The organism is Streptomyces sp. GL_140, from assembly GCF_057834465.1.
Map to the genome: position 1 here is coordinate 1,392,490 of NZ_CM174404.1, position 16,619 is coordinate 1,409,108.

Below are 16,619 nucleotides of genomic sequence, written 5' to 3' on the forward strand. Positions count from 1 at the left end.
GCTCTCACTGGTCGCGTTCACTCGTTCATTCACTCGTTCACCCGCGCCCCCAGATGAACGAAGAGCGGCTCTATGCGCGCACGTGCGCGTGCGCGCGGGAGCGCGTGGATGTCAAGGACTCGGAGTGAATGACTTGAGCCGAGCCGTTGAGCCAACGACGAAAGCGCCCTGCCTGCCGCCCCCGGTTGCATCAGGGACGGACGACGGGGCGCCGCGGGTGGATCGTCAGGGGCCGGCCGTCCCCGGTAGGAGTCGGGGGCGGACGGCCCGTTGGTCAGCGGCGGGTACGGCGCTCGGTGTCGATGCCCGCCAGGAGACCGCGCAGGTTCGCAAGACCGTCCCGGTACCGGTCGACTTCGGCGAGCAGCTTGTCGACGCCAGCCAGATCCATCTCGACGCCGTCCTCCTTGTACTCCGACAGCTGGAGCCAGACCGACGCGGCGGACGGCAGCGGGCTCGTGGAGTGCAGCAGGAGTTCGGCGCCCAGCTGCGGGTGTACGACGGGCGTCGGGTGGTTGGCCCGATCCCGCGGCAGGGGCACCTCGAGGAGCGCGCTCTTGTGGAAGCAGTCGTCCGCCCGGTCGTCCCAGTAGGCGTGGTCCACGGCGCACCAGTCGGGGCACGTGATGGTTGCGGTGGCGCCGCCGAGGGTGGGGCCCGTATACGTCTTCATCGGATGTCCTCCGGGTTCACGCGGTTGGCGGCGATCCAGGCGGTCCGCTCCGCGTTGTACGTGGCGAGGCGGGCGGCTTCGTAGCAGGGGGCGAAGCTGTCGATGCCGCCGTGGTCCTCGCAGCAGAGGACGCAGTAGGCGGGTCCGGTCAGCGGCTCGTCCACGCTGAACATCCACGCGTGGCCGTTCTCGTCGGCCGTCTTCGGGGTCGGGTCGATCCACTGAAGCGGGCAACCCGGGGCAGTCGTGCGGACCAGCACGGGAGGCAGAGGCATTTGCCATGCCACCTGGGCGGCGAGGGTCTGCACGGCGGTCACCGCCCCTGCACCGGGTAGGCACGATCAACTGCGCGATAGACGCTCTGCATGTACGGCTTGATCGACTCGTCGATCTCCTCCCACTCGGCGAGACCCTGCGCCGTCCGTTCCAGCTCGACGAAGTTCTCGTAGGTCAGCTGCAGCTCGACGGACTCGCGGATGTACGGCACCGACCAGTTGTCGGGGTGCTCCTCGCAGTTCCCCACCGCCAGGTCCAGGGCCGTCGCGAGCATGTCGCGGGTCATGGCCACCTGAACCGTGACGACCGCGCGGACGTCCTCGCCGGGGTCGGTCGCGCCGAAGATCTCGGTGGGAGGGATCGGGTTCGGGTACGTCGGGCGCGGGTCCTGTGTTCCGTCGCGCTGGGTGTAGAGAATGGCCATGGTTCCGCCTCCTGTGGCGTTGGACCGTGGGCCGGTCCGGGGGGTCATCCCGGGCCGGCCGTTCTCGTCTTGCGGTGATCGCTTTGCGGGTGTCCGCAGAGTGATGGTTCTCAATGCCCCAAGGGCCTGCCCCTCGTTGCGGAGAAGGCGTCCGAGCCCTTGGGAGGCTTGGGGGTAAAGGGCTCGGAGCCCAAGTGAGTATTGGGCCGAGGCCTTGTGAATATTGGGTGCGGAGCCCTACGGGGGATTGGCCACGAACCCCTGGGGGGCTTGGGCACAGAGGGCTTCCGAGGCCTTGTGAGGATTGGGCTGCGGCCCTTTACGCCCAAGGGGTCCGGGGTCTCCACCCCTAGGCCCCCAGACCTCTCACGGGGTCGGGGGGAGATGTGGAAGACGCTGCGGGAACGTCCTCTCCGGCCGCCGGGAACTCTTGCGATGCGACCCGCTGTCCGGGGTGCCGCGGCTGGTCCAATTTGGGATTCGACCTGCGCTTCGGCACCCCCCGAAGCGAGGGGGAGCACTTGAGGAACACGCTGCAGTGATGCGGTCCGTTGGACCCGTCATTAGGGATTCGACCTGGGGTCGAGCACCCAGTCGACGGGACCTTGATTTGGATCGCATGCTGGGCGTTCGCGGCGCCGCGAACCCGTGGGATAGATCGGGAACGACCTGCCGTTTCCTCCCCCCGGAGGAGGGGGGAGATCGGAAACGACCAGGGCTAACGGGCCGCCGCGCAGGCGTCGTGCCACAGCTGGTTCTGCCGCACGTTCCGCAGCAGCAGCGCGACGAACGTCCACGGCAGCGTGTCGGCCTTCGCGTTGTTGCACGGCCCGCATGACAGGACCAGGTTCCGCTGACGCCATGTCTTCCAGAGGGCCCGCGGCACGTAGTGGTCGAGGGTCGCCCCGGTCATCTCCGAGCCGAACGGGCGCCGGCAGTAGAAGCAGTGGGCGCCGTCCCGGCGGGCCAGGTTCTGCACGATCCTGTTCCGAGTCTCGGCCTTCGGCCGGCCGCGGCTCACTTGGCGCCTCCGGCCCGTGCGATGGCGTGCCCGGCCAGGTTGGCGCCGTGCCGGTCGCCGGTCGCCTGAGCGGCCAACAGAGCGGCGAACAGACAGGGGATGGGCGGCAGCTGGCGAGGCTTCACACGGCCCAGCGCGGCGGCCTCCGTGGGCCTGCGGACGATCGCGGTCCCCATCACTCGCCACCGCCCTCGAGGGCCTGCAGGCGGGCCCGCAGCGGCAGCAGCCCGTGCAGGGCGTGCGCGGTGATGGCTGCGGCCAGGTCGCCGAGGCCGGCTGAGTCGAACTCCGGGTGCTCCCCGTCGATCTCTACGACGACCTTCACGTCTCGGCTGCCGTGCTCGGCGAACGGGAACTGCGACAGGTTCGCCTTCAGGAACTCGACCCGGCCATGGCCAGGGACGTCGATCGAGGCGCAGTGCTCCACTCCGTCGTGGCGGATTCCGGAGCGGTGGTTGCCGTTCGGGTGGTCGATCACGCACCACGTCGGTTCTACGAGTTCGACCGGGCCGTAGTCGAGCGTCTGCACCGTCACGGTGCGGGCCGCGCTCACGACTGGCCTCCCTGAACAAACATGGCGACGGGCCAGTCGGTAACGTCCACGTCGTGCCAGGCAGCCAGCAGGCCCCGGACCACCAGGTCGTGTTCCATCTGGCGGCCCAAGCTCTCGGCGATGTGCACCGTCAGCTTCTGGTCGTTGGCGATGATCCCGCCCATGAAGCCCCCGAGCTCCGCCACGTACTCGATGGTGGCGCCGCATTCGGCCAGGACGTCCGCAAGCGGGTCCGTCAGGAACTCCCAACGGGAGAAGGTGAAGGCGCTCACGCCGGCACCCCCGGGAGAAGCGGGCCGAGCTCGACGGCGAAGGGGGTCGGGAGCGGCGTCAGGTCCATGCCGAGGGCCTGGCAGATCAGGTAGCGAGGGAAGAAGTCCCGCTCGAAGTCACCGAGGTTGGGCGACAGCAGTATGGCGATGCCGCTGTCACGGACCACCGTTGCGGCGAAGAAGGCCGGGTCGGTGTCTGCCGGGGTGAACAGGATGTGCGCGTCGTATTCGGTGAGCAGGGCGGCCAGGTCGGTCTCGAAGATGTAGTCAGCCGTCTTGTGCTCGATGGGGACGCGGGTGGCCGTCATGTGCAGGCGGTCCGGGGTCTTGGCGGGAAGGGCCTCGCGGTTCTCGGCCGTCGGCTGCGGCGGGACCTTGGCCGACTCGGGCAGGCTGTTCAGGGTCTTACTGCTCATGGCTGACTCCCTGCGATCAGGCGGCGAGGCTGGCGAACTGGGCGGCGGCGCGCGGGTCGCGGGGCCGGTACACGGCCAAGCGGGCCGCGAACGTCGCGAGGTCGTACAGCTTCAGGGCGACGGCCTTACGGGCGCGGCCCTTGAGCTTCACGACGGTCTTGCCCATCGCGGTCGGGGTGACCCCGCGGGAGAAGGCGCCGGAGAAGCGCTTCGCGGTCCCGGCATCCAGGCCCCGGCCGATCAGGTGCACCGTGGCGGGCTGCGGCTGGCCGGTGGCGAGGGCGCGGGCAGCCTTGCGGGCGGTACGGGCGGCGGTGGCCCGCTGGCGGAGGGTGGAGCGGCGGGTGCGGCTGGCGGCGGTCACAGCGCCACGCCCAGTTCCGCGGCGGGGATGCCACGCTCATCGGCGTAAGCCTTCAGGGCGGACCGGGGGACACGGATGGTGCCACGGCCAGCGCCGACCCGGTACGAGCCCAGCAGGCCCGTCCTGACGGCGACGTACACGGTGGAGGTGTCGACGCCGAGCGCGTCGGCCACGTCCTTCACCTTCAGCGCCGGGGCCGAACGGCCCTCGGGGGTAGAGTTCTCCTGCATCGGTTTCCTCCAAGACACCTGATGCGCGGCCCTGACGGGCTCGGTGTTGGTAGCACCGAGACCCCCCGTCGGGGCCTTTTGCATGCCTGACTTGTCCCGACCTGTCGTTCCGTCGGGCGTTCCACTAAGGTGTCTTAAGAGGCTCTGTCATGTCAAGAGGTTTCCTAAGGTGTCTTAAGAGGGTGAGGTTTGCATGGTTGGGGATTCGAAGCGCCTGCCGGTCTATCGGGAGGCAGCCAACGAGATCATCGAGCGCATCAAGGGCGGAGACTTGCAGCCTGGAGCGATGGCGCCCTCAGCGCGTCAGCTCATGGAGAGCACGGGAATGAGCAGCGCGACAGCGGCCCGGGTTCTGGGTGTGCTGCGCGACGAGGGCTGGATTGACACCGTGCCCGGCCGCGGGAGCTTCGTGAGGACTCCCGCCACGTTGACGCGAGGCGCGGACCGGCTGTCCATGCTGCGCGGTGGCGGAACCGGCCTGGGTGAGGGCGAGCGCGTCGAAATCCTGCTCGGTGCCATCGGCCCGGCCGACCAGGAGGTTGCTGATGCTCTCGGCCTCGACGTGGGTGCTCAGGTCGCAGTGCGTCGCCGGCGCTACGTCGATGCAGCCGGGGTGTCCGCCGTCTCCTCCACCTGGATCGCTGGCGGGCTGGCGGGCGAGCTGCCCGAGTTCACGAGGGCCGAGCCGCTGCCCACCATGACGTTCGGGCTCATCGAGGAACGGACCGGGCGCCGAGCGTCTCGCCGCCGCGACGCTGTCTCAGTTCGCTCAGTGCCCGACGATGTCGCCGCTCTCCTGGACGTGCAGGCCGGACGCGACGTCCTTGTGGTCACGAACAGGTACTGGGACCAGAACGGCGAACCCACCGAGTACGCCGTCGACTACCACGCCCCTGGCCGTGAACTCATGTCTGAGTACGACCTGGACTGACGGTGAGGTGGATGAGCTCATTACGCAGCCACCCGACACGACACGAAGAAGGCCCCGCCAGTCCCGGCGGGGCCTTCGTTTGTTGCTACGACGGACGTCTCACACACGTCTCACAGACCCGCGCTCTCAACACTGCGTGATGGCCTAGTGACCTGCATTTTCCCGGGTGCCATGGACATGTACGGTCCTCCATGGACGACAGGTAAACTCCATCCACGTGACTGCCAAGCCCCGCATCCCCAATGTCCTGGCCGGCCGCTACGCCTCCGCGGAGCTCGCCGTCCTGTGGTCCCCCGAGTACAAGGTGACGCTGGAGCGGCGGCTGTGGCTCGCCGTGCTCCGCGCCCAGAAGGACCTCGGTATCGAGGTCCCCGACGAGGCCCTCGCCGACTACGAGCGCGTCCTGGAGACCGTCGACCTCGCCTCCATCGCGGAGCGCGAGAAGGTCACCCGGCACGACGTGAAGGCCCGCATCGAGGAGTTCAACGCCCTCGCCGGCCACGAGCACGTCCACAAGGGCATGACCTCGCGCGACCTCACCGAGAACGTCGAGCAGCTCCAGATCCGGCTCTCGCTGGAGCTGGCCCGCGACCGCACGGTCGCCGTCCTCGCCCGCCTGGGCAAGCTGGCCGGCGAGCACGCCGAGCTGGTCATGGCCGGCCGCTCCCACAACGTCGCCGCTCAGGCGACCACCCTGGGGAAGCGCTTCGCCACCGCGGCCGACGAGCTGCTGGTCGCGTACAGCCGCCTGGAAGACCTCCTGACCCGCTACCCGCTGCGCGGGATCAAGGGCCCGGTCGGCACTTCCCAGGACATGCTGGACCTGCTCGGCGGGGACGCCGCGAAGCTGGCCGATCTGGAGCAGCGGATCGCCGCCCACCTCGGGTTCGGCCAGGCCTTCACCTCCGTCGGCCAGGTCTACCCGCGCTCGCTCGACTACGACGTGGTCACCGCCCTGGTGCAGCTGGCCGCCGCCCCGTCCTCGATCGCCAAGACGATCCGCCTGATGGCGGGCCACGAGCTGGTCACCGAGGGCTTCAAGCCCGGCCAGGTCGGCTCCTCCGCGATGCCGCACAAGATGAACACCCGCTCCTGCGAGCGCGTGAACGGCCTGATGGTCATCCTGCGCGGCTACGCGTCGATGACCGGCGAGCTGGCCGGCGACCAGTGGAACGAGGGCGACGTCTCCTGCTCCGTGGTCCGCCGGGTCGCCCTGCCCGACGCGTTCTTCGCGCTCGACGGCCTGATGGAGACCTTCCTGACGGTCCTCGACGAGTTCGGCGCCTTCCCGGCCGTCGTGGCCCGCGAGCTGGACCGCTACCTCCCCTTCCTGGCCACCACGAAGGTCCTCATGGGCGCCGTGCGGGCCGGGGTCGGGCGCGAGGCCGCCCACGAGGTCATCAAGGAGCACGCCGTGGCCTCCGCCCTCGCCATGCGCGAGCAGGGCGCCGAGCGCAACGAGCTGCTGGAGAAGCTGGCCGCCGACGAGCGGATGCCGCTGGACCGGGCGCAGCTCGACGCCCTGATGGCGGACAAGCTGTCCTTCACCGGCGCCGCCGGCGACCAGGTCGCCGCGGTGGTCTCCCGCATCGAGGAGATCACCAAGGAGCACCCGGAGGCCGCCGGTTACGCCCCCGGGTCGATCCTCTGACCCCCGAAGAGCTGAACGCCGCCCGCGACCGCGTCCTCCCGGACGTGGTCGCGGGCGGTCTGCGCGTGCTCTTCTGCGGAATCAACCCGGGCCTGCTCTCCGCCGCGACGGGCCACCACTTCGCCCGGCCCGGCAACCGGTTCTGGCCGGTCCTGCACCTGTCGGGTTTCACCCCGCGCCGGCTGGCCTCGGCGGAGCAGGAGGAACTCCTCTCCTACCGCCTCGGCATCACCAACGTGGTGGCCCGCGCAACCGCCCGCGCCGACGAGCTGAGCGCCGAGGAGTTCCGCGAAGGCGGGCGCATCCTGACGGCCAAGGTCGAACGCCTAAGCCCCCAGTGGCTGGCCGTGGTTGGAGTCACCGCCTACCGCACGGCCTTCGGCGAGCGACGGGCACGGATCGGCCCGCAGGAGCGCACCATCGGCTCCACCCGGATCTGGGCGCTCCCCAACCCCAGCGGCCTCAACGCCCACTGGACCGCCGAGTCCATGGCCCAGGAGTACGCCCGCCTGCGCGCGGCCGCCGGCTGACCCGCCTCCCAGGTCCCGCCGGTAGCGCCCGCAGCCCTGTCCGGGCGATCAGCGCGGGGCGGAGCCGCGCGTGCTGGATACCCTTGCGGTATGAAGATGCACACGGCGGTCCCGGTGAGTGTTGACGCGATGATCGAGGACCTCAGGACTCTCGTCGAGGTCGAGTCCCCCTCGCGCGATCTCGACGCCTTGGCGACATCGGCCAAGACCGTCGCCGCCTTCATCGAGAGCCGCCTGGGCGGTCAGGCCGTCCTGGTGGAGAGCGAAGCCGGTCCGCACGTCCACTGGTCGGCCGGAGGCGATCCCCGGGTGCTGGTCCTCGGGCACCACGACACGGTGTTCCCGCTCGGCTCCCTCGAACGCCGCCCGTTCCGGGTCGAGGACGGGCACGCGACCGGCCCCGGGGTCTTCGACATGCTCGGCGGTCTGGTGCAGGCCGTGCACGGCCTGGCCACGCTCGCCGACCTGTCGGGAGTCGAGATCCTGGTGACGGCCGACGAGGAGGTCGGCTCGCACTCCTCCCGGCACCTCATCGAGGAACGCGCCCTGGCCTGCGGCGCCGTACTCGTGATGGAGGGCGCCGCCGACGGCGGAGCCCTCAAGACCGGCCGCAAGGGCTGCGGCACCTTCCAGGTCTCCATCGCGGGGCGTGCCTCGCACGCGGGCCTCGAGCCCGCGGCCGGGGTCAACGCCCTGATCGAAGCGGCCCACCAGGTACTGGACATCGCGGCGCTCGCCCGGCCCGAGATCGGCACGACCGTCACCCCGACCGTCGCGGCCGCGGGAACCCTGGACAACGTGGTCCCCGCCGAGGCGAGCCTCGTCGTCGACGTCCGGGTCGAGTCGGCCGACGAGAAGGAGCGCATCGAATCGGCGTTCGCGGCCCTGTCCCCGCACCTCGACGAGGCGAAGATCGAGGTACACGGATCCGTCGGCCGCCCCCCGATGCCCGAGTCGGCCTCCTCAGAACTCTTCGCGCTGGCCGAGCGGCTGCTCCCCGGCCTCGAAGGCAAGGCGGTCGGCGGCGGAAGCGACGGCAACTTCACGGCCGCCCTGGGGGTACCGACCCTCGACGGCCTCGGAGCCGTCGGCGGCGGCGCCCACGCGGATCACGAGTACCTGGTGGTCGAAGCCATGCCCGAGCGTGCGAACCTCGTCGCCGGCCTGGTCCGCGCGATCCGGCAGCAGCACTGACGACAGCCCGCCCGGGGGAGAGATCAGGCGGACCGAGAAGTTCCACTAGGGCCGCAAGAAACGGAGTGCTCACCGGAATACCTCCTACCTACCCTCGGGTCGTCCATCGAGTTCCATCCATCGGAACAGACTCGTGAGGGGCCCAGGGCAGTGGACAAACTGACAGGCAAGACCGCGGTGGTCACGGGCAGCAGCCGCAGCATAGGCCGCGGAATAGCCGAACGGCTCGCCGCGGACGGGGCGTTGGTGGGCATCCACTATTCCGAGAGCCGGAAGGCCGCCGCCGAGGCCGTCGACGCCATCGTCGACGGCGGCGGCCGGGCCTTCGCCTTCGACGCGAAGCTCGGTACGGACGGGGACACCGAACGCTTCTGGACCGGGTTCGACGAACAGCGGGCGAAGTACGACGACAGCGGCGACACCGGGCTCGACATCATCGTGAACAACGTCGCGGTGGCCCTGCGCGACGAGTTCGAGGATGCGACCCGCGCCGACTTCGACGAGATGATCGCGGTCAACGTACGGGCGCCGTTCTTCATCGTCCAGCGGGGCCTCGGCAGACTCCGCGACGGTGGGCGGGTGATCAACATTTCCTCCGCGGTCACTCGGCTCGCACTGACCGAGGTCATCGCTTACGGCACCACGAAGGGCGCGCTCGACACCTTCACGCTGATCCTGTCCAAGGTCCTCGCGGCCAGGAACATCACCGTCAACTCGGTGGCTCCCGGCTACATCGACACCGACTCCAACGCGAGCTGGCTCCGCTTCGACGAGGAGGCCTGGCGTGAGACCGCCGCCAAATCGGCCTTCGGCCGGGTGGGAACTCCGCAGGACATCGCCGACGTGGTGTCCTTCCTGGCCTCGGACGACAGTCGCTGGGTGACCGGCCAGATCATCGACGCCAGCGGAGGCACCCGCCTCTAGATCGCCGACCCGACCCGGCCCGGCCGGCCGGGCCGGGTCGGCGGCCCGGTGTTACGCGTCCCGGTGTCGTACGGACAGCCATCCGGCGGCCACCGCGAGCAGTGCCCACAGGGCCAGGACTCCGAGACCGGTCCAGGGGGCAAGGCCGGTCGACGGGTCGAGGCGCATCATCGCCTGGCCCGCGCGGTCCGGAAGGTACCGGGCGACGCCGTCGGAGGCCGCGCCGAGGACGAAGGACACCATCAGCACGAACGGTATGAGCAGGCTCAGGGTGACCGTCGCACTGCGCAGCACGGCCGTCAGCCCGGCCGCCAGCAGGGCCATCAGGGTGAGGTACATGCCGCATCCGAAGATCGCGCGGTAGGTTCCCGGGCTGCCCAGGTCGAGGGAGTGGGTGCCCATGAACGCCTGGCCCCCGAGGAACGTCGCGAATCCGGCGAGCTGTCCGGCCAGGAGTGCGAGTCCGCCCACCACGGCCATCTTCGACAGGTAGAGCCGTGCCCGGTTGGGGACCGCGGTCAGCGATGTGCGCAGGGCGCCGTTGCGGAACTCGCTGGACAGCGCGGTGGCGCCGAAGGCGAAGGCCGCGACCTGGCCGAAGTTGATCCCGTAGAAGGCCGCGAGGAGCGGGTCGTCCCCCATGCCGCCGGCCTCCTTCCGGCCTATCAGCGCGGCTGCCAGCAGCTGGATTCCCACGGTGACGGCGAAGACCGCTGTCAGCGCTCCGAAAGTGCCGCGCAGGGAACGTATCTTGATCCATTCCGAGCGCAGGACGGGGGCGGTGGGCAGAGCGGTGCTCATGGAGGAGCCTCCTTGGAAGTGACGGGTCAGCGGGTGGCGGCGAACTGGGCGTGTTCGGCGGTGAGATCGAGGTAGGCCTCCTCCAGCGAGGCCCGCTCGTCGCTCAGTTCCAGCATCGGGATGCCTTCGCGGGCGGCCAGGACCCCGAGCCGCTCGGCCTGTATGCCCTCCACGGTCCACCGCCCGTCCTGGGCGGTGACCAGTTCGAAGTCCTCCCGGGCGAGGGCCTCCCGGAGCCGGACCGGGTCGGTGGTGCGCAGTCGTACCCTCGGGGTGCTGCGGGCCTCGATGAAGTCCTCCATCGGGGTGTCGGCCAGCAGCCGGCCCTGCCCGAGCACCACCAAGTGGTCGGCGAGGGCGGCGGTCTCGGTCATCAGGTGGCTGGAGACGAGAACCGTGCGGCCCTCGGCGGCCAGGTCCCGCATGAGCTCGCGGATCCAGATGATGCCTTCGGGGTCGAGGCCGTTGGTGGGCTCGTCCAGCAGCAGCACACCCGGGTCCCCGAGCAAGGCCGCCGCTATGCCCAGGCGTTGGCGCATGCCCAGTGAGAAGGTCTTGATCCGTCTCTTGGCCGCCGAGGCGATTCCCGACTGTTCCAGGACCGCCTCCACCCGGCTCATCGGGACACGGTTGGCTGCGGCGAGAAAGCGGAGGTGGTCCCTGGCGGTCCGGCCTCCGTGGGCCGACTGCGCGTCGAGCAGGGCTCCCACCTGGTGGAGGGGGTCGGGAAGGTCGGTGAACCGCCGGCCGCCGATGGTGGCTGTCCCGGAGGTGATCCGGTCCAGGCCCAGCAGCAGCCGCATCGTGGTGGACTTCCCGGCGCCGTTGGGCCCCAGGAACCCGGTGACGCGACCGGGCATGACGTCGAAGGTGAGGTGGTCCACGGCCCGGGTACGGCCGAACTCCTTGGTCAGTTCTCGGATCTCGATGCTGTTCATGCCTCAAGGTTCGCCGCGCGACCCACCCCTCTTCCTCCCCCGTGCGAGGGTGGCGTCTCCCCCACGTGGGGGAGACGCCACAAGGCCGCTGCCTGCCACGATGGGGGCATGTACCGACTGTTCCGCGCCGCACTCCAACCGGTCACCTACTCGCGCTGGGTGCACTTGTGCGTGCCCGTGCTCATGCTGGCCGTGTGGATGTTCATAGGGCCCGAGGCTCCGTGGGTGCCGTTGCTGATCGTCGTTCCGCTGGGGCTGCTGCCGTGGATGCGGCTGGCCGAGGGCCTCCAGGCCCAGTTCCTCCTCGCACCGCGCGGCCTCGATTCCCAGGGCGAGGAGGAGAACAGCTTCAGCACCGTCGCGTCCAAGCGGTGGAGCGACCGCTGGCGCACACTGCTGTGGCTGGAGATCCGGCTCGTACTCTCGATGGCCGCGCTGTTCTCCACGGTGTGGCTGCCGGTGCTGACGGTCGAACTGATCACGACGGCGCTCGGGGGGACGGTCACCAAGGACAACGTGATGCCGTTCACTCCCCCGCCCTGGGCGGCGTGGCTGCTGGCTCCGGTGCCGCTGGTCCTGCTGCTCGTCATAGTGATCCTGCTCGGCGAGCTGATCACCGCCATAGCCCGCCGACTGCTGGGACCCTCGACGGCGGAGCGGCTCACCGCACTGGAGGCGCGTACCGAGCAGTTGCTGGAGCGCACCCGCATCGCGCGGGAGCTGCACGACTCGATCGGCCACGCGCTGACCGTGGCGGTCGTGCAGGCGGGGGCCGCGCGGGCCGCGGGCGACCCGGAGTTCACCGCCCGCGCCCTGAACGCGATCGAGGAGACGGGCCGGGCCGCGCTGGAAGACCTCGAACGGGTGCTCCTCGTCCTGCGGGAGTCGGGTCAGCGGCCCTCCCAGCGGCCGACGCTGGCGGAGGCCGACCGGCTGCTGGAGTCGGCGCGCGCCTCCGGCGCCACCGTCGACGCGCAACTCGTCGGCCCCCTGGACCAGTTGCCGGGGCCCGTCACCCAGGAGGGGTACCGGATCCTTCAGGAGGCCCTCACCAATGTGCTGCGGCACTGCGGTCCCGTTCCGGTACGGGTGCGGATCGGCATGGTCGCCGACCGGCTGGACCTGGAGGTGACCAATCCGCTGCCGGAGCGGCCGACCGTCATGGCAGGCAGCGGAAGCGGACTGCGCGGAATGCGGGAGCGGGCCGCACTGCTCGGCGGGGAAGTCGACACCGGGCTGCACAAGGGCGGTTGGAGGGTGCGCGCACGGCTTCCGCTGGAGCGAATACGCTGACCGGATGCCGGTTACCGTACTGCTCGTCGACGACGAACCCCTGGTGCGCGCAGGTCTGCGCGCCGTCCTGGACGCCCAGCCCGACATCGAGGTGGTCGGCGAGGCAGCCGACGGCGCCTCCGTGGTCCCGCTCGTACGGCAGCTGCGACCGGACGTGGTCGCGATGGATGTCCGAATGCCGCTGCTCGACGGAATCCAGGCGACCCGGGCGGTCCTGCGATCCGTGGACTCCCCGCCAAAGATCCTCGTGGTCACCACCTTCGAGAACGACGAGTACGTCTACCAGGCGCTGCGGGCCGGCGCGGACGGGTTCCTCCTGAAGAGGGCCCGGCCGTCGGAGATCGTGCACGCGGTCCGGCTGGTCGCGGAAGGAGAGACGCTGCTCTTCCCCTCGGCGGTGCGCGCACTGGCCGCCGAGTACGGAAACCGGCAGGCCCGGACGGTACTGGAGCGGGCGTCGCTGACCGAGCGGGAGGAGGCCGTGCTGCGGCTGATGGCGAAGGGACTGACCAACATCGAGATCGCCCGCGAGCTGATCGTCGGGACGGAGACGGTGAAGTCCCACGTGAGCGCGATCCTGGGGAAGATCGGCGCGCGGGACCGGACCCAGGCCGTGATCACCGCGTACGAATCGGGGTTCGTGTCCCCTGCCTGACCAGTGGGAGCGGCGGGAGCGGCAGCAGGAGGAGGGGCTGATTCCGGCCGATGGGGGGCTGCTTCTCGCCGTCGCACCGGGTCCGCAGTACGATCCGCGTGACAAGCTCGCTAGCTGGGAGGACACACGTTGGGGCAGCTGACCGGCGGGGACCCCTCTCTGCTCCGGCGGATCAACTCCGCCGTCGTACTGCGGGCACTGCGCGCCGCCGAATCGCCGACCCTCACCGATCTCACACGGATGACCGGGCTCTCCCGGCCGACCGTCGAAGGGGTCGTCGAGGGACTCATCGGTACCGGGCTCGTGGTCGAAGCGGGTGCGGAGGAAGGCGCGCGGCGCCAGGGGCGGCCGGCCAGGCGCTTCCGCTTCCGCGCGGAGGCGGGACACCTGCTCGGTGTGGAGATCGGTTCGCACCGGATCGCGGTGCTGCTGTCCGGGCTGGACGGGCGGGTGATCGGCGCCGGCACCAAGGAGGTCGCCGAAACCGCGTCGGCCGACGAGCGCCTGGAGCGGGTGCGCACGGCGGTGGCCGATCTGCTGCGCAAGGCCGGAGTGCCCCGGGACTCCCTGCGGGCCGTCGGAGTGGGCAGCCCGGGGATCGTGGAGGCCGACGGCACCGTGCGTCTGGGCACCGCCCTGCCCGGCTGGACCGGGCTGCCGCTCGGCGAACGGCTGCGCCGCTCCTTCCGCTGTCCGGTGCAGGTGGAGAACGACGCGAATGCCGCCGCGGTCGCCGAGCACTGGAAGGGCGCCGCGACCGACACGGACGACATGGTCTTCGTGATGGCCGGGCTCAGCCCCGGCGCGGGCTCCCTGATCGGCGGACGCCTGCACCGCGGCTTCGGCGGGGCGGCCGGAGAGATCGGCGCGCTGCACCTGCTGGGCCGCGAGGTCACGCCGGAGAGGCTGCTGTCGACCACCGGCGAACCCCTGCACCCGCTGGACGAGCCGGCCGTGGCGGAGGTCTTCGCGATGGCCAAGCGCGGGGACGGGCACGCGGTGGCCGCGGTGGAGCGCTTCATCCAGCGGCTGGTCCACGACGTGGCGGCACTGGTGCTGGCGATGGATCCGGAACTGGTGGTGGTCGGCGGCTGGGCGGCCGGCCTGGACGGGGTCCTGGACCCCCTGCGCCGGGAACTGGAGCGGTACTGTCTGCGCCCGCCGCGCGTTGCCCTGTCCATGCTCGGCGAGGCGGCGGTGGCCACGGGAGCGTTGCGACTGGCTCTGGACCACGTGGAGGAAGAGCTCTTCGCGGTGGAGAAGACGGTGACGGCCCGCCGCCGATAGTTCCTCCCGGGGCGGGCAGTGGCGGCGGAATCCGGGGCCCGGCCCGGCCCGGGAGCGAGCGGACGGTCAGCGGGCCGGTGGATCACCGCCGGAGGCAACGACGAGGCCGGCCCTCGCGGGCCGGCCCGTGGCGCAGGTCAGGAAGCGACGCGTGCGTCGTGCGTGATCTGGACGTCGCCGGAGTCACCGAAGGTGAGGCGGCAGGTGTCCGCACGGTAGGTGGCCACCGAGACGGCCGCCGTGCCCGCCGCGGTGAAGTAGCGGGTGGTGACCAGGAGGACCGGGGCGCCGGGCAGCCGGTCCAGTTCCTTCGCGTCGTCGGCGCGGGCCGAGCCGAGCTCCACCGAGCGGTCCTGCCCGTCGAGGACGAGCCGCTGCAGCTCCCGCATGACGGCGCGGGCACGCGCCGGACCGGCCGGGGCGTCGATCCCGGAGAGGCCCGGCACCGAGGCGGCCGGCACGTAGAGCATTTCGGCGGCGAGGACCTGGCCTTGCTCGATGCGGGTCCGGCGCACCGCGAGGACCGGTGCGTCGGCAACGGTACCGAGGAGCTTGAGGACGGCGGCGCCCGGCACGGCCTCGGCCGCGTCCACGGGGTCCCAGCCGTCGGTGCTCTCGCCGGGCCAGCTGTGCTGGGCGTTGCCGACGGCCACGCCCACGCGCGGCGGGGCGACGGTGGTGCCGACGCCGCGGCGGCGCTGCAGGCGGCCTTCGAGCTCCAGCTGCTCCAGGGCCTGGCGCAGGGTGGCACGGGCGACGCCGAAGCGGGCGGCGAGCTCACGCTCGTTGGGCAGCACCTCGCCCACGGCGAAGTCCCGGTCGAGCGCCTCACTGAGGACGGTCTTGAGGTGCCAGTACTTCGGCTCCGGCACCGATTCGAGCTGCGTGGTCCCCACCCTGACTCCTCCTGCAATCGCTGCAATCGCCGTGTTCCAGCGGCAGTTCCGCGCCTTTGTTTATTAAAGGTTCCTGCACTATCCCTGCGACGATAGGACGGCGCCACCCCTTGGTCAAGACCAATCCTCATCCCTTTGCCGGGCAGATCGGGCATATGTATCAACCCGTTCACGGGATGTTCGCGGGCCGCAGTTACCAGAAGCCTTGAAGTCGGGGGCTACCGGGCGGTAATCATGGCGGGAGACACTACTGACAACCTGTCTCACACGTGTCCGCCCGACCCCGACGAGGAGCAGCATGACCGCCACGGTCTCCTTCACGATCGATTCGCCGCTGGGCCCCCGCACGACCACCGCCACCTACGAGCGCCGGGGCGCGGGCGAGCCCCTCCTCCTGCTCCACGGCATCGGCCACCACCTCCAGGCCTGGCACCCGGTCACCGGCATCCTGGCCGCGGAGCACGACGTGATCGCCGTCGACCTGCCCGGCTTCGGCACCTCGGAGCCGCTGCCGCACGGGGTTGCGTACGATCTCGGCACCGTCGCCCCGGCGCTCGGCGCGCTCTGCGCCGCCCTCGGCGTCGAGCGCCCGCACGTGGCGGGCAACTCCCTCGGCGGTCTGCTCGCGCTCGAAATGGGCCGGGCCGGCCTGGCCCGCTCGGTCACCGCCCTCTCCCCCGCCGGTTTCTGGTCCGAGGGCGAGCGCCGCTACGCCTTCACCGCGCTGCGCGCCATGCGCGTCGGCGCCACCGCGCTGCCCCGCTCCGCCGTGGAGCGGCTCTCCCGCAGCGGCGCGGGCCGGGCGGCGCTCACCGGCACGATCTACGCGCGCCCCGCCCGGCGTTCCCCCGAGGCGGTGGTCGCCGAGACCCTCGCCCTGCGCGAGGCCACCGGTTTCGAGGACACCCTGGCGGCGGGCGGCTCCGTACGTTTCACCGACGACCTGCCGGGGCTGCCGGTCACCATCGCCTGGGGCAGCCGCGACCGGCTGCTCCTGCGCCGCCAGGGAATACGCGCCAAGCACGCCATCCCGGGCGCGCGCCTCGTGCGGCTCCCGGGCTGCGGCCACGTCCCGATGAACGACGACCCGGCGCTCGTCGCCCGGGTCATCCTGGACACGGCCCGGCTGAACACGGCCCGCCCGGTGACCTCCTGACGGATACTCACCCTCCGCCCGCCGCCCGGCCCGCCCGCTCATCAGTGTTCACGCACGGTTCGTGTACACGACGTGGACGGGCCGGTGTGCGGCCGGTCCGCGTCGGCACACTGGTCCGGCCCGTCCCGCCGGCC

At 70.9% G+C, this 16,619-nt stretch carries 22 protein-coding genes; 9 read left to right on the top strand and 13 right to left on the bottom strand.

Features of this window, described 5'->3' with window-relative positions; translation table 11 throughout:
• Window positions 1–274: 274 nt before the first annotated feature.
• The 10 genes from AC3IYJ_RS06455 to AC3IYJ_RS06500 form a co-directional block, all read right to left on the bottom strand.
• The gene (locus AC3IYJ_RS06455; RefSeq protein ID WP_489400381.1) at window positions 275–673 is read right to left on the bottom strand and encodes a DUF6907 domain-containing protein; all 399 of its coding nucleotides are present in this window, start codon (window positions 671–673) and stop codon (window positions 275–277) included.
• On the bottom strand, window positions 670–948 hold the full coding sequence (locus tag AC3IYJ_RS06460; RefSeq protein ID WP_489400382.1) for a hypothetical protein: 279 nt from the start codon (window positions 946–948) through the stop codon (window positions 670–672). Before AC3IYJ_RS06460 ends, AC3IYJ_RS06455 begins: the two co-directional genes overlap by 4 nt.
• A gap of 38 nt (window positions 949–986) precedes the next feature.
• A complete protein-coding gene (locus AC3IYJ_RS06465) occupies window positions 987–1,373 on the bottom strand; it encodes a hypothetical protein (protein WP_489400383.1) in 387 nt (128 codons plus the stop codon).
• Window positions 1,374–2,091: 718 nt separating this feature from the next.
• Window positions 2,092–2,352, bottom strand: a complete 261-nt coding sequence (locus tag AC3IYJ_RS06470; protein ID WP_489400384.1) for an HNH endonuclease — start codon at window positions 2,350–2,352, stop codon at window positions 2,092–2,094.
• A gap of 38 nt (window positions 2,353–2,390) precedes the next feature.
• Complete coding sequence (locus AC3IYJ_RS06475; RefSeq protein WP_489400385.1) at window positions 2,391–2,570, bottom strand: hypothetical protein; 180 nt, start codon at window positions 2,568–2,570, stop codon at window positions 2,391–2,393.
• Complete coding sequence (locus AC3IYJ_RS06480) at window positions 2,570–2,947, bottom strand: DUF6907 domain-containing protein (protein ID WP_489400386.1); 378 nt, start codon at window positions 2,945–2,947, stop codon at window positions 2,570–2,572. The genes AC3IYJ_RS06475 and AC3IYJ_RS06480 overlap by 1 nt, the downstream gene beginning before the upstream one ends.
• The gene (locus tag AC3IYJ_RS06485) at window positions 2,944–3,219 is read right to left on the bottom strand and encodes a hypothetical protein (protein ID WP_489400387.1); all 276 of its coding nucleotides are present in this window, start codon (window positions 3,217–3,219) and stop codon (window positions 2,944–2,946) included. Before AC3IYJ_RS06485 ends, AC3IYJ_RS06480 begins: the two co-directional genes overlap by 4 nt.
• Window positions 3,216–3,635: a hypothetical protein gene (locus AC3IYJ_RS06490; protein WP_489400388.1), complete on the bottom strand. Its 420-nt coding sequence runs from the start codon at window positions 3,633–3,635 to the stop codon at window positions 3,216–3,218. The genes AC3IYJ_RS06485 and AC3IYJ_RS06490 overlap by 4 nt, the downstream gene beginning before the upstream one ends.
• A gap of 16 nt (window positions 3,636–3,651) precedes the next feature.
• On the bottom strand, window positions 3,652–3,999 hold the full coding sequence (locus AC3IYJ_RS06495) for a hypothetical protein (RefSeq protein ID WP_489400389.1): 348 nt from the start codon (window positions 3,997–3,999) through the stop codon (window positions 3,652–3,654).
• Window positions 3,996–4,229, bottom strand: a complete 234-nt coding sequence (locus AC3IYJ_RS06500) for a helix-turn-helix domain-containing protein (RefSeq protein ID WP_489400390.1) — start codon at window positions 4,227–4,229, stop codon at window positions 3,996–3,998. The genes AC3IYJ_RS06495 and AC3IYJ_RS06500 overlap by 4 nt, the downstream gene beginning before the upstream one ends.
• Window positions 4,230–4,422: 193 nt before the next feature.
• Between AC3IYJ_RS06500 and AC3IYJ_RS06505 the strand changes: the two genes are divergently transcribed.
• From AC3IYJ_RS06505 to AC3IYJ_RS06525, 5 genes are all read left to right on the top strand, one after another.
• Window positions 4,423–5,160: a GntR family transcriptional regulator gene (locus AC3IYJ_RS06505; protein ID WP_489400391.1), complete on the top strand. Its 738-nt coding sequence runs from the start codon at window positions 4,423–4,425 to the stop codon at window positions 5,158–5,160.
• A 217-nt stretch (window positions 5,161–5,377) separates the two neighbouring features.
• Window positions 5,378–6,811 carry an adenylosuccinate lyase gene (gene purB, locus AC3IYJ_RS06510; RefSeq protein ID WP_489400392.1) on the top strand — a complete coding sequence of 478 codons (1,434 nt, stop codon included), beginning with the start codon at window positions 5,378–5,380 and terminating at the stop codon, window positions 6,809–6,811.
• Complete coding sequence (mug, locus tag AC3IYJ_RS06515; protein WP_489402715.1) at window positions 6,808–7,341, top strand: G/U mismatch-specific DNA glycosylase; 534 nt, start codon at window positions 6,808–6,810, stop codon at window positions 7,339–7,341. The genes purB and mug overlap by 4 nt, the downstream gene beginning before the upstream one ends.
• Before the next feature lie 96 nt (window positions 7,342–7,437).
• Window positions 7,438–8,535: a M20 family metallopeptidase gene (locus AC3IYJ_RS06520; protein ID WP_489402716.1), complete on the top strand. Its 1,098-nt coding sequence runs from the start codon at window positions 7,438–7,440 to the stop codon at window positions 8,533–8,535.
• Window positions 8,536–8,685: 150 nt separating this feature from the next.
• Window positions 8,686–9,459, top strand: coding sequence for an SDR family oxidoreductase (locus AC3IYJ_RS06525; RefSeq protein ID WP_489400393.1), 774 nt, complete (start codon window positions 8,686–8,688; stop codon window positions 9,457–9,459).
• A 51-nt stretch (window positions 9,460–9,510) separates the two neighbouring features.
• Here AC3IYJ_RS06525 and AC3IYJ_RS06530 read toward each other — a convergent pair whose 3' ends face one another.
• A complete protein-coding gene (locus AC3IYJ_RS06530; protein ID WP_489400394.1) occupies window positions 9,511–10,260 on the bottom strand; it encodes an ABC transporter permease in 750 nt (249 codons plus the stop codon).
• Between the two features lie 26 nt (window positions 10,261–10,286).
• Window positions 10,287–11,198 (bottom strand): ABC transporter ATP-binding protein, encoded by a 912-nt coding sequence (locus AC3IYJ_RS06535; protein WP_489400395.1) that lies wholly within the window; start codon window positions 11,196–11,198, stop codon window positions 10,287–10,289.
• Window positions 11,199–11,306: 108 nt separating this feature from the next.
• Here AC3IYJ_RS06535 and AC3IYJ_RS06540 point away from each other — a divergent pair, with 108 nt between their 5' ends.
• The 3 genes from AC3IYJ_RS06540 (at window position 11,307) to AC3IYJ_RS06550 (ending at window position 14,433) form a co-directional block, all read left to right on the top strand.
• Window positions 11,307–12,491: a sensor histidine kinase gene (locus tag AC3IYJ_RS06540; protein ID WP_489400396.1), complete on the top strand. Its 1,185-nt coding sequence runs from the start codon at window positions 11,307–11,309 to the stop codon at window positions 12,489–12,491.
• Window positions 12,492–12,495: 4 nt separating this feature from the next.
• On the top strand, window positions 12,496–13,146 hold the full coding sequence (locus AC3IYJ_RS06545) for a response regulator transcription factor (protein WP_489400397.1): 651 nt from the start codon (window positions 12,496–12,498) through the stop codon (window positions 13,144–13,146).
• A gap of 129 nt (window positions 13,147–13,275) precedes the next feature.
• A complete protein-coding gene (locus AC3IYJ_RS06550; RefSeq protein ID WP_489400398.1) occupies window positions 13,276–14,433 on the top strand; it encodes an ROK family transcriptional regulator in 1,158 nt (385 codons plus the stop codon).
• Between the two features lie 137 nt (window positions 14,434–14,570).
• Here the strand turns inward: AC3IYJ_RS06550 and AC3IYJ_RS06555 are convergent, their stop codons facing one another.
• On the bottom strand, window positions 14,571–15,329 hold the full coding sequence (locus tag AC3IYJ_RS06555) for a GntR family transcriptional regulator (protein ID WP_489400399.1): 759 nt from the start codon (window positions 15,327–15,329) through the stop codon (window positions 14,571–14,573).
• A 298-nt stretch (window positions 15,330–15,627) separates the two neighbouring features.
• Here AC3IYJ_RS06555 and AC3IYJ_RS06560 point away from each other — a divergent pair, with 298 nt between their 5' ends.
• Complete coding sequence (locus tag AC3IYJ_RS06560; RefSeq protein ID WP_489400400.1) at window positions 15,628–16,485, top strand: alpha/beta fold hydrolase; 858 nt, start codon at window positions 15,628–15,630, stop codon at window positions 16,483–16,485.
• Window positions 16,486–16,619 lie beyond the last annotated feature (134 nt).